Source organism: Gemmata algarum, assembly GCF_034097035.1.
GTDB classification, from domain to species: domain Bacteria; phylum Planctomycetota; class Planctomycetia; order Gemmatales; family Gemmataceae; genus Gemmata; species Gemmata algarum.
The window spans coordinates 75904-87846 of sequence record NZ_JAXBLV010000024.1; the positions used below are offsets into that span (position 1 = coordinate 75904).

Genomic DNA, 11943 nt, shown 5'->3' on the forward strand with positions numbered 1-11943 from the left:
GGCGGCTGCGTGCGGTGCGGCCCGCACGTAGTCGCGGTGCCGTGTAACGCGTTCCGAGGTGACGCCGTTCGGTTTCGATGGACGGGGCTGAAATCGTGTTTTCACTCGCTGACCTGCACGTTCATTTGCTCGCGGGTCTTGACGATGGTCCGCGCACTTGGGAAGACTCCCTGGCGATGTGCCGGATCGCGGTCAGCGAAGGCGTTCGGCACACGATCGCCCTTTCGCACCAGAGCGAACGCTGGCAAATCACGCCGTGTCAGATTCGCGCGGCGGCCGCGGAACTGCAAGGGCTGCTGGTTGAAAATGACATCCCGCTCGAGGTGTTTGCTGGCGCGGAGGTGATGGCCGCCCCGGACCTGATCGAGGCGTGGGACGCCGGGCGACTCCTGAGTGTCGGAGACCACCGGAAGTACATCCTGATCGAGATGCCGCACCGGCTGTTTGTCGACCTGCGGTCTGTGGTGCGGCAGTTCGCCGCTCGTGGCGTGCGCGTCATTTTAGCGCACCCCGAGCAGCATCCCGAGCTGCTCCACGAGCCAAAACGGCTCGAAGAGTTAATCGGGCTCGGGTGCTTGGTTCAGGTGTCGTCCGGCAACATCACGGGGCCGAAAACGCCCGCCGATGAGGCGGCACTCCAAGGCTGGTTCCGGCGGGGCTGTGTCCACCTTCTCGGCTCGGATGGGCACTCGCCGCGGAAACGCCGCCCGCTCGTTGCTACCGCCGCGGTCAAAGTACGGGAATGGGTCGGACGCGAGACCGCTGAACTCATTTGCGGGCGCAACGGTGAAACGGTGCTGCGGGGCGGGGTGCTAACCCCCGACCCGCCGCGGGTGGAGCGGCGCTGGTGGCCGCTCCGGGCGCTCTTTGGTAACTGAACTGACGCGACCGCGGTAAGGTGGTGCGCTCGTGGCCTCAACCGGCTGGACGACTACGGTAAGGTCACGGTACCGACACTGTTAAAGAACCGGCTCCGGATCGCTTGGTACGCCGAGTTGAACCGGAAGTTTGAGGTCAGGTACTGGGCGCCGGCCTCGCCGACAGTGGATTGGAGCAGCATGACGTCGCCCGCGCGCAGTGCGATTCGCTCTCGCGGGTCTTTCATCGCCCGGTTCAAGCTTACAATGATCGGTATTTGAGCACCCGATTTGAGGCGGCGCAGAATGGTCACTTGGCTCGGGGACGGGAACCCGAGACCGGTTTGCACGATCTGACCGGACAAGTTGTTGGTGTTCAACCCGCCGTTGATCAGTGGCCCGCCGACGAGAATGACCGCCTCAATCACATCGAGGTCGCGGTCCGCCGGGAGCGGGAACGCGCGTGGCGGCAGCAACCCGCCGGTGTAGAAGAGCTCTCCGGAACGAGCCTTGACTTGAACGATGTCGCCGTTCTGAAGCACGAGGTCTTCCGGACGGACGTTCAGAGGTTCGCCGGGGCGCAGACGAAGGGGAACGCGGATCGTCAGTGCCTTCTCCGTGCCGGCGGGCAGGGCGTCGGGCACTTGCCCGCCGGCTGCGGGTTGGTACGCCCCTCGGAGGATGAGTACCTCGTCCTGCGCTTCAGCGCCGGGCAACCCCCCCGAGCGCGTGAGCGCGTTCAAGAGGTTGTTTTCGTAAGCCGGCAGGTCGAGCGGGTAGCCGGCGGCGCGCCGGGTTTGCGAGAACGTGGCGCCGGTGCTGCCGAACCCGCCGAGCCCGCCGGCCGAGCCGAACGTGGTCCCGCCCGCGTCCTCACGAAGCACGAGCACGTGATACTGCCGGGGGCGGAGCAACGTAACGATGATTCGCGCCTTGTCCGAATCGGCGAGCAGTTTTTTGGGCTTGAGGTACGCCTCTCGCACGCGATCCTGAGCTTGTGGTAGTGTGAGGCCTTCGAGCTTGAGGGGGTCAATGAGGGGCAACGGGGCCGTCCCGTCCTCGCGGATCGGAATGGGGAAACCGATGCCTGGTGGCGCGCTGCCTTGCTCGGGAATGCGGACCGGCGGTTGACCGCCGCGCTCGCCGAGGACCCCCTCAATGAACACGCCGAGGGTGTCCCCGGGGCCGATCAGGTGGGCGGGCGGAGCGGGAGGCGTGAGCGCCGCTAACGGCACGGCGCTGAGGTCCGCTTTGCTCTCTCCGAACGCTTCCGGCGGGAGCCGGCGGACGGGGATGCCATCGGCCACCGGGTTGGTGACCGCGGCGCACCCGCTCGTCAGCGCGGTCACAAGGGCCGCCACGGCGGCGGCGATTCGGAGCGGGGAGCCGGGGCGGTTCATTGGTCGCTATCCTTTAGGTGTTCGAGGGGCGCCACCGGCGCCGGAATCGGGGTGGGGCGCAGACGAACTGCGGTTACGGGGCGGTTGCGCGTTCGATTCCGCCGGGCGCCACCAACCGAAGTCGCCTTCAGGTGCCGATCGGGCCGATGCGACAAATGCCGCTGTGCGTCCCGGTCACGGTGCAGCCGTCCCGAATTTAGACGGGGGCGGGACCGGTGATGGCATTTGCGGGGTGCGGTCCGGTACTTGACGTGGGACCGGCAGGGGCTCTGGTTTCAGGTCCGGCCCGGTTGACGTTGGCGGGGCCGCGATAACGGCCGGAGGCGCCAAAGGCGTTGGGAGCGCGGAGCCGCGCGTGTCGATCGGGATGGGCGGGCCGGGTAGCGGGATGCAGTTGAGCTCCCGCAACCCGCTCCCGCGGGCGACCGCGGCGCCGTGCCGGAACCCGGCGTACCACTCCTCGACCGCCCGGATGCCTTCGGGGGTGCGGTACTTGGTAAGGCGGTAGCGGAACGGGGGCAGGTAGGGCGGTTCGCCCGTCCCGCCCGCTTCGACGTAGTCGACGAAGCCCTCGCGGAACCCGTGCCCGTACGGGCCGCTGTGCCGCCACCCCGACGAGCCGCACACCTGCTCCCAGGCGTCCTTCGCGCGGCCCTCGACCATCCGGGTGAACTGGCGCTCGTCGTGGTTGGCGATCGGTTTCTCGGTCAGGTTGCGTGCCGCGTGGTGGTAGAACCAATCCGGGCCGGATAGTCGCGCGGTGAAGCACCCCGACCCGGTGAGCGTTGCGAGCCCGAGCAGTGCGGCGCGAACTGGGTTCATTGGGGCAGACCCGCGAACAAGTGAAACGGCTCGCGTGACGCGCGAGCGGACGGTTGCAACGAATATCGGCTGCCGAGGCGCCGAACTTGACGACGGGATCGGTTGTGCCGGCTGGGCGATTTGAGTGCCGCAATCGGGAGGTGCGTCGTGTTGGTGTGCTTCGTTGCGGTTGTGCTCGCGGGCGGTACCGGCGCGGAACCTACGGGTCCGTTCCCGGCCGCCGCTCGCGAGCGTGGGGTGAGCGCCACGGTTAAGGTGACCAGCGCGGCCGACGATAAGACCGGTAGCGGGGTGGTGATCCGGCGCACCAAGACACAAGCGTTCGTGCTGACGGCGGCCCACGTCGTCGAGAAGGCGAAGGTGGTGGAGGTGCAAGTAGCCGGAACGAAAGATAAACCCGGAACGACTCTCAAGGCCGAGGTGCTCGAACGGGGGGCGGCGGCTGACCTGGCGGTTCTGCGGTTGACCGCAGACGGGGTTCCTGAGGCCGTGCCGCTCGCGCCGGTTGGGGGCAAGCCGAAGCTGGTGCTGAGCGTCGGGTGGGAGAAGGGGGCCGCACCAGGGGCGCTCGACGAAGTGCTTAAAGGGCAAGTGCGTTTACGCAAGCCCGGCGCGGCGAACGTGGTCACGTGCTTCGAAACGGTTCGCAAACAGGCCGAGGGGCGTTCGGGCGGGCCGTTGCTGGACGAGTGCGGGCGGGTAATCGGGGTCGCGACCGGGCACGACGGCAAAACCGGTTATTATGTACACGCGGACGAGGTGCGGTCGTTCCTGAAGGCGAACGCGCTGGGGTGGATCATCGAAGAGGACCGGTGAACGCGGGCGGGCTGGTACGCCCCGTCGGCGGCCTTGCGATCGTTTCGCGGGCCGTACGGTTTGGCGAGTCTTTAATTCGGAGGGCTTGAACTGATGAACGCAGTGTCGAAGCTCGCAGGGGGGCCGTCGCGACGGGCCTCCTTGGGAGCGGTGCTCGTGCTGCTGGTGGCGCCGCTGGGCGCCGCGGTCGCACTGAACCCGTGGACGGGGGCCTCGGCCGCGCCGGCCGTCGCGCCGGCCGATGCTTTTGGTCTCAACGTGACCGAGCCGGCGGACAAGGCCAACGCGCCGGTGGCTCCGGTGGCGATGAGCAAGGCGGACGCCGAGCGCGCGGTTAGCGAGTGGAACCCGACCGGCGGTGGGAAGGGCGGCGGCGGCTCGCCCAAGGGGTAAACGTACCGGCGCCCCCGCACCGTCTCGTGCGGGGGCGCCTCTTTGAGGTTGAACTCCGAATGCCCCGGTTCCGGGTGCGATCGGGGTGGGCGACCGTTGTGCTACGGCGGGACTCGGATACGCCTGGGTGCAGACTGAGAACTTCTTGTGGCGCACTGATGTTTCGGAGCGAGATGACCTTACCGACCGACCAGTCCCTTTCCCCCGAACCGCGAACCCGGCTCCTGCGCGCGGCCATCGAAGTGGTTGTGCTGAGCGGGGCGGTGCTGTCCCCGTGGGCGTTCGCGGCCGTTCACCCGGTAGCCGTGTTCGGTCTGTTCGTTTTAGTTGCGCTCGCCCTCACGCTTTGGGCGCTGGCGCTACTGACCGAGCAGCGGTTTGCTGGCCGGGTGTGCCCTGTGCTCGTCTGCTTGGCCGGGCTCGTGGCGGTCGGCGTGTGGCAACTCGTTCCCTTGGGGCCTGCGGTTCTTTCGGCCCTCGCGCCGGCGACTGCCGATGCCCGTGCGGCGTTAGTCCCCGCAGAACCCGAATCACTGACCGGCGAGGCGCCGGTGGTCGAACCCGCCCGGATCAGCTTCGACCCCGGGGCGACCCGGCGGGAGGTCGCGAAGCTGCTCGCCGTGATGGCCCTGTTCGCGGTGGTTCGGTACGCCGTCGCCACTCCCTCGAGTTACCGCCGATTTGCGGTGGTGTGCGTGGCCAACGGGGTGGCACTGTCGGTGTTCGCGCTCGCCCAGCGGTTCAGTTCAGGGCCGCAAACCGTTTATTGGAGTTTCGAGACGCAAGGCAGCGTGTTCGGGCCGTTCGTGTGCAAAAACCACTTCCCGTATTACGTCAACGTGTGCTTCGGGCTGGGCCTGGGGCTGCTGCTGGGCGGGCGCGCGTTCCGCGAGCGGACCGTTGGCCTCTCGGAACGGCTTGCCGCGCTCGGGCGAGAGCCCAAGACGCTGTGGCTGCTGGCCGCCTTGGGGCTCATGCTGGCCGCGAACCTGTACAGCCTCTCACGGGGCGGGGTTGTCGCGCTGGTTGGTGCCGGGGTTGTGTGTGCCGCACTGGCCGCGCTAACCGGCCGGCGGGGCGGCGGGGCGGGCGGTGCGGTCCCCGTCGTCGCCCTGATCGCGTTATGCGCAGCAGGGCTGGTCGGGTGGTTCGGAACGGACGCGGTGAGTAAGCGGCTCGGTACCTTGGACGGGACGGACGCACTCGACGCCGGGCGCCGCGACCTGTGGTCACGCGCCGTGCCGCTGGCGGCGAAGTACCCGGTTTGGGGCACCGGTCAGGGGACGTTCGTATCGGTGGAGCCACAGCAGCGGCACCCGGGCGATACGCAACTGGTCACCTGGGAGCACGCGCACAACGATTACCTCGAAGCCCTCGTCGAGGGCGGTCTCGTTCAGTTCGTTTTGGTGCTGCTCGTGGCCGCGCTGGTGTTTCGCGCTGGTGTGCGTGCGGTCCGTTCAGCGGGCACCCGAGCGGACGCGGCGCTGCGGCTCGGCGGGCTGTTCGGGATCACCGCGGTTGCGCTCCACAGCCTCGCGGACTTCGGGCTCCATATGCCCGCGATCGTTCTGTTGGTGACGGTGTTGGCCGCGCATCTGACCGCCGCAGAGTCGCTCGGCGCGACTCGTGCGGACGGACCCGCGCCGCCGCGCTGGGTGGTTTTGCCGATCGCGGCGTGGTGCGTCCTCGTGGCGGTGGTGCTTCCGGCCGAAGGGTGGCGCCGGGCGCGGGCCGAGTATTACCGCCTCGCGGCGATCCGTGCTGAAAAGCGGCTTCCGGCGGGCGAGCGCGGGGTAGTGGTCGGGTACCTCGGCGCGGCGGTTGCATACTCCCCGGACGACGCGGACCTGTGGCTTCGCCTCGCGGACGTGCGGTACGAAGAGTACTTGGCGCTGCGGGATCGCGTGCCGGACGCCGAACGGGAGTACCTGCGGCCGGCGCTTCGGGACTACCTGCGGGTGCGGGCGCTGAACCCGCTGCTGGAGCGGCCGCACGTGCGGCTCGCCGGAGGCCGCGCGCACCTGACGAACGCGGCACCGACCGCGGTTTACCTGGACCGGGCGGCGGCCCTCCGTCCCTCCGACGCGGGGCTGTGGTACCTTGCGGGCCTCGCGCACCTCAACGCGGGTGAGGACGACCGCGCGTGGGAGTGCTGGGGCCGGTCGCTGGTGTGTTCGGACGCACAATTAGAAGGGATCGTCACGGCCGCGGCGCCGCGGCTCGGCGGGGCCGGGCTGCTCGATCGAGTTCTCCCACCTGATCCGAAATTACTGGTCGCCGCGTCACGCCTCCCGGTGCTGGCCGAGCGGCCGGCGGATCGGGTGGCGCTTCTGGATCGGGCGGGGCAATTGCTCGAGGCGGCCGGCGATCCGGAGGGGGCGTACCTGCGCGCCCGGGTGCTGCTCGATGCCGGGCGCCCGGCGGACGCGCTGCGGGCTTACGAGCGAGCGGTGCTGAAGGCCCCCGGCCGGGTCGGCTGGCGGTTCGAGCTGGCCGAGTTGTGCTTCGAGCAGGGTCAACTCGAGCCGGCCGCGGAGCACCTGCGACAGGTGCTCCGGGATCAACCGGACTGGCCCGGGGCGCGCGACCTGAGTGCGGCCGTTGTTCGTGCCCGAGCGGGGCTGCGGTGACCGGCCGGTCGTTGCCACGCCGGAGCGCGTCGAGTAATGGTGTAAGGCCTCGTGTTATTGGGGGCGCAAGATTTCTTGTGCCCCAGATTGTTCGCGCTTCATGGCGCGAGGCCGTCCGCTGGCGCGAGCCCGCCGCGGGCGGAGGCGAGCGGTTCCGGGATGGGACCGTTCGCCGCCCGTTCCTTCCCCCTCGGAGGATTTTGCCGATGTTGCGTTCCGCTCTGAAGAAGCTGTTGAGTCCGAAGCCGTGTGCCCCGGTCCGCTCTGCTCCGGCGGGGGCGCTGCGGGTCGAGGCGCTGGAAGACCGGAGCGTGCCCGCGACCTTCACGGTCGGCAACGGGTACGCCACCATCCAGGCGGCCCTCAACGCGGCGGCCGCGCGCACCGGGGCCGACACGGTGGTGGTGCCGGCCGGCACGTACACCGAGTCCGTGGTGATCAACGACACCTTCGGGGTGACGCTGCGGGCGAGCGGGAACGCGATCATCAAGGCCCCCACGACCGTCACGGCCCCGAGCGATCTGGCCGCCCTTGGTGGCGCGGTGATCGACGTGTACTCGAAGAACGTGACGATCACCGGGCTGACGGTGAACGCTGCCGGGAGCGACGTGAGCGCCGGCATTCGGGTGATCAAAGGCGGCGACGCGACCATCCGGAACAACACCGTAACCGGGGTTAAAGCTCCGGCCGATCCGGCGTTCGGGGTCGGGATCCAAGTCGGCTCCCGGCGGGTCGGAGCTGCTGGTGCGGGGAACGCGGTTCTGGAAAAGAACACGATCACCGATTACTTTGCGGCGGGCGTGCTGGTGGACGGGGCCAGTGCCTCGGCGACCGTCACCGGGAACACGATCATCGGCCGCCGGGGGCTGAACGGCGGGGTCACGCAGTACGGCGTGCAGATGAGCTTTGGGGCCTTCGGCAGCGTCGAGGACAACCGGATCAGCGGCAACGACACGGGCAACGCCGGTCAGGGCAGCGTGTCCGCCGGGGTGTTCCTGTACCAAGTCGGGGCGAAGGACGTTCTGGTCGACGCGAACAGGGTGTTCGGCAACGAGGACGGCATCCTCGTCCAGTCGAGCGCGGGCGGTCCGAGCAGCATCGTGCTCTCGGGCAATAAAGTGTACGCCAACACCGGGTTCGCCGGGATCACCGTCATCGATTCGTCTGACGTTTCGGTCCTGGACAACGATGTGTATAGCAACGACACGTCGAACGGAATTGCTCTGCTGGAATCGAGCCAGATCACGGTCGACGGAAACACCGTTTACGACAACGCGCTGGCGGACGGCATCTATGTGCAAGGCGGGAGCGGTAACGCGATCAGTAACAACGTTTCGCGCAACAACGGGTACAACGGCATTTTCCTCGACGGTTCGAGCGGTAACACCGTGACGAACAACACGACTCGCACGAACGGTGGTAACGGCGTCAAGGTGTTCGGCGGCGGTAGCAACATACTGACATCGGGCACCAGCAATTCGAATGCGTTCGATGGCATCCTTCTCGAAGAGACCGTCGGTAACACGGTGTCCAACTACACGCTCAAGAACAACGACGGTTACGGGCTCCACCTGTTGTCCGCGACCGGCACGGTGACCTCGAACAACACGTTCGGTGGGAACGACCGGGGCAGCGTTGGCTAATGAGCGCGGGGGCAGACTCTTGAGACCTTAACTCGACTCGCCGCCTTGTTCGGTTCCTGCTGAAGTCGCCCCGGTCGGATCGGTCCGACCGGGGCGACGCCTAGCGTTGCGGTGTTGTGGTTGTGGGGTAACGGCGCCGGACGCAAGGCGGTCGTTGCGCCGGGTTGCGAAGAGTCGTTGAACGATGTCGGATCATTTGCCGGCGCGACGCGGGCGGCTGCGGAGTGACCTTACGGTCTGCTAAACGCTGCCGAACGTGTATCGTTGCGTTATTGTAACCCGCAACCGCCTTACCGGATTCGCAAGCGTTCGTCGGTCTCACCGCGAAAAGTTTGTAAATTTTGCCTCAATTATGAAGACGACCCCGATGTCTCCGCTAAGATCACGGGCGGACGTGGCTTCGATCGGGTCGAACGGAATTCATTGAAGACTTGTGTCGGGCGCCCGACATAAGGCTCGCGGAGCGTTGCCCTGGACCAACTTGCCCCCCGTGCGGATCGGCTGCGGGTGATCCACCTCGGAAAGTATTACCCACCGTCGCCCGGTGGGATCGAGGGCCACACCCAATCTCTCGCCCGTGCCCAGGCGACGCTCGGGGCCGATGTGCGTGTGGTGGTGGTGAACCACGCGGCGCGCGACGGTCGCGACGCGACCTTTGAAAAATGGACCCGCACCCCCAAAGCCGAAACCACCGACGGCCCCGTGTCCGTCACGCGCGTCGGGCGACTGGCGAACGTGGCGAAGCTGGACGTGGCCCCGGGGCTGTCGGCCCGGCTCAACGAGCTGGCCCGGAACCCGCCGGACGTGTGGCACCTGCACACGCCGAACATTACGATGATGCTCGCGGTGCTCCGGTGCCCCCGGGTCGCGCCGCTGGTCATCACTCACCACAGCGACATTGTGCGGCAGAAGGTGCTGAAGCACCTCGTCCGGCCGCTGGAAGTGGCCGCGTACCGCCGGGCTGCACGCATCCTTCCCACCAGTGCCCCGTACGTTGACGGCTCCGACCTGCTCAAGCGGTTCGCGGACAAACTTACGCCGGTTCCGCTCGGGATGGACCTGTCGCCGTTTCAGACCCCCTCGGCCGCGGCCCGGGCCTGCGCCGAGCGGTTCCGGGAGCGGTTCACGGGTCCGGTGTGGCTCTGCGTCGGCCGGCTGATTTACTACAAGGGGCTGCATGTCGCCCTTGAGGCGCTGAAAGCGGTGCCGGGCACTTTGGTGGTCATCGGCACCGGCCCGCTCGGGGCCGAGCTCAAACGTAAATCGCAGGAGCTGGGCGTCGCGGACCGGGTCGCATGGTACGGGCATGCTTCGGCGGACGAACTGGTGGGCGCGTACCTCGCGGCTGCCGGGCTGTGGTTCCCGAGCGTGGCGCGGAGCGAGGGGTTCGGGTTGGTGCAGGTGGAGGCAATGGCGGCCGGGTGCCCTGTGATCAACACCGCCGTGCCGGCGAGCGGGGTCGCGTGGGTCGCGCGGCACGAGCGGGAGGCGCTCACGGTTCCTGTGGGCGACGCGCCGGCCCTGGCTGCGGCGGCGAACCGCTTGCTGACGGAGGCGGGGTTAAAGGAACGGCTCGTGGCGGCGGCACGCACTCGCGCGGCCGCCGAGTTCGACTGGCTGGTGATGGGCGGGCGGTGCCTGGACGTGTATCGCGGGGTTGTCGGTCGGTCGTAGCGGCTTGCGTCGGGCGGTCCGACGGCTTAAATTGGTCAGATCGAAAATCGCGGGTAACAGCCCGCGGAGCGGACTGACCAACGCGAGTGGCGGAACCGTCAACCGGGCCGACACGGGAGCTTGTTGGTCCGTTCGGGGGTGTCAGGCGTTTCGCTGAGGTGCCTTCTTCCGTTCCCCACGGAGTCCGCAATGCCGCCCTTTTTTCGCAACCCGTGGACATTCATTCTGTTGATGGCCTGCGCGACGGCCGCGGTCGCGGTCGCAGCGGACCCGACGCCGGAAGAGATCAAAGAAGGGGAGCGGCTTTTCCGCGACGTGTACGGCAAAGAGTACGATCGGGTCGGTAAGGGTAAGGCGGCCCTTCCCGCTGACCGGGTCGCGTTCGGGAAGAAGTTGTGGGACGCCGCCTGTGATTCCCGGAGCAACCCGGGACTGTTTCGGGTGTTGTTGAACAAATCGCTGCCGCTGACGCTGGCCGATCCGATCGGTTACCCGACCGCGATCAAAATCCGGCGGACGCAACTGACGGAGGGCAAAGAGCGGCCGGAACAGCTCGCCGCGCTCGCCACGGTCCTCGATCGTGCGGCCCGCGCCGAAAAGCCCGAGCAGCGGGCGAAGTACGGGGCGGAACTGGTGGAGGTGTATCGAGAAGCCGCGGACGCCTGCTACGATTTGGGGCGCGATGCCGATGCCGTCACGTTTTGGGGCAAGGCGAAAGCCGCAGCCGGCGCCCACTTGCCGCCTGCCGTGGCCGCCCCGCTCGTGAAAGAGATTGCGACCGACCAAGCCGAGTGCGAATCGCATCGCAAACACGCCGCCGACCTCAAACGCTTCACGCAGGCGCTTCAGGACCGGGCGGACGATCCGAAGGCGAACTTGGGAATGGGCCTCCTCCTCCTGCGGGACGGAAAAGAGGCGGCTGCCGCAAAGCACTTGGCCCTGGCGACGATACCGGACCTGAAAACCGCGGGTGAGCTGCTGACGGCACAGCCGGTTCCATTTGTGAAAGTGGGCGACGCGTTCCGGTCCGCTGGGGAGAACGTTGCCGGCGAGCGCGCGCTGCTCCTCGGCTGGGCGCGGCGCTGTTACGAGGCCGCGCTCGCGAGCGACCCGAGGCACCCTGATGCGGCCCGGCTGAAGCTCCTGATCAAGGAGCTCCCTTCGCTCAGGTCATTCACGCCAACCGGTATCGTTGCTGTTCTTGATGAAGAGAAGAGCGTCGCCGATGCGCTCGGGAAAAGCGAAGGGGTGGCAAAAATCCTCTGGAGCGGGAGCGGGTACGCCGGGAGCGGTTGCCTGGAGGTGCGGTCCGGAGTGCCGAAGCAGGCCGAGCAGCGGGGCGGGGCGGTGGAGGGGTGGAAGTTCGCGCTCGCCGAGTGGCCGAATCCCGGAGAGTACCGGTACCTGCGGTTCGCGATCCGGGTGACGGACGGAACCCACGCGTTCGTCAACTTCGGTCGCGTAACGTATACCGTTGGAAAGAGCGACCTTAATAACAGGGCTGCTTTCAGCGTCGCTGAAAAAGTTCCGGACACGTGGTTGGTCGTGACCCGTGACTTGGTGTTGGACGTAGGGGAGAGTTTTCCGCTGAGCGAGCTGCGCGTTGGCACCGACGGCGTGGTGCAAATCGACGCAGTGTACCTCGGCCGGACGCGGCGAGAGCTGGGCCGATACTACCCCAAGCCGGTCGAGCGAAAGTAAGACAGGC

General features: G+C 67.6%; 9 protein-coding genes. 7 read left to right on the forward strand and 2 right to left on the reverse strand.

Annotated elements, in window-relative coordinates:
* Positions 1 to 95 precede the first annotated feature (95 nt).
* On the forward strand, positions 96 to 878 hold the full coding sequence (locus R5W23_RS04200) for a tyrosine-protein phosphatase (protein WP_320685246.1): 783 nt from the start codon (positions 96 to 98) through the stop codon (positions 876 to 878).
* Positions 879 to 931: 53 nt separating this feature from the next.
* Here the strand turns inward: R5W23_RS04200 and R5W23_RS04205 are convergent, their stop codons facing one another.
* Both R5W23_RS04205 and R5W23_RS04210 read right to left on the reverse strand, forming a co-directional pair.
* A complete protein-coding gene (locus R5W23_RS04205) occupies positions 932 to 2257 on the reverse strand; it encodes a polysaccharide biosynthesis/export family protein (protein WP_320685247.1) in 1326 nt (441 codons plus the stop codon).
* Between the two features lie 174 nt (positions 2258 to 2431).
* Positions 2432 to 3079 (reverse strand): hypothetical protein, encoded by a 648-nt coding sequence (locus tag R5W23_RS04210; RefSeq protein ID WP_320685248.1) that lies wholly within the window; start codon positions 3077 to 3079, stop codon positions 2432 to 2434.
* 147 nt (positions 3080 to 3226) lie between these two features.
* Between R5W23_RS04210 and R5W23_RS04215 the strand changes: the two genes are divergently transcribed.
* The 6 genes from R5W23_RS04215 to R5W23_RS04240 all read left to right on the forward strand — a co-directional run bounded on the left by R5W23_RS04215 (position 3227) and on the right by R5W23_RS04240 (position 11936).
* The gene (locus R5W23_RS04215; RefSeq protein ID WP_314733564.1) at positions 3227 to 3895 is read left to right on the forward strand and encodes a S1 family peptidase; all 669 of its coding nucleotides are present in this window, start codon (positions 3227 to 3229) and stop codon (positions 3893 to 3895) included.
* A gap of 93 nt (positions 3896 to 3988) precedes the next feature.
* A complete protein-coding gene (locus tag R5W23_RS04220; protein ID WP_261185449.1) occupies positions 3989 to 4288 on the forward strand; it encodes a hypothetical protein in 300 nt (99 codons plus the stop codon).
* 173 nt (positions 4289 to 4461) lie between these two features.
* A complete protein-coding gene (locus R5W23_RS04225) occupies positions 4462 to 6918 on the forward strand; it encodes an O-antigen ligase family protein (RefSeq protein ID WP_261185448.1) in 2457 nt (818 codons plus the stop codon).
* A gap of 206 nt (positions 6919 to 7124) precedes the next feature.
* Complete coding sequence (locus R5W23_RS04230; protein WP_261185447.1) at positions 7125 to 8561, forward strand: right-handed parallel beta-helix repeat-containing protein; 1437 nt, start codon at positions 7125 to 7127, stop codon at positions 8559 to 8561.
* A gap of 507 nt (positions 8562 to 9068) precedes the next feature.
* The gene (locus R5W23_RS04235; protein WP_320685249.1) at positions 9069 to 10235 is read left to right on the forward strand and encodes a glycosyltransferase; all 1167 of its coding nucleotides are present in this window, start codon (positions 9069 to 9071) and stop codon (positions 10233 to 10235) included.
* 189 nt (positions 10236 to 10424) lie between these two features.
* Entirely contained in the window at positions 10425 to 11936 is a 1512-nt protein-coding gene (locus R5W23_RS04240) for a tetratricopeptide repeat protein (RefSeq protein WP_320685250.1), read from the forward strand.
* Positions 11937 to 11943: the final 7 nt, after the last annotated feature.

Coding starts and splice junctions, on each gene's coding strand:
- R5W23_RS04210 (WP_320685248.1), bottom strand. CDS start 3,079: ATGAACCCAGTTCGCGCCGCACTGCTCGGGCTCGCAACGCTCACCGGG.
- R5W23_RS04225 (WP_261185448.1), top strand. CDS start 4,462: ATGACCTTACCGACCGACCAGTCCCTTTCCCCCGAACCGCGAACCCGG.
- R5W23_RS04220 (WP_261185449.1), top strand. CDS start 3,989: ATGAACGCAGTGTCGAAGCTCGCAGGGGGGCCGTCGCGACGGGCCTCC.
- R5W23_RS04230 (WP_261185447.1), top strand. CDS start 7,125: ATGTTGCGTTCCGCTCTGAAGAAGCTGTTGAGTCCGAAGCCGTGTGCC.
- R5W23_RS04205 (WP_320685247.1), bottom strand. CDS start 2,257: ATGAACCGCCCCGGCTCCCCGCTCCGAATCGCCGCCGCCGTGGCGGCC.
- R5W23_RS04240 (WP_320685250.1), top strand. CDS start 10,425: ATGCCGCCCTTTTTTCGCAACCCGTGGACATTCATTCTGTTGATGGCC.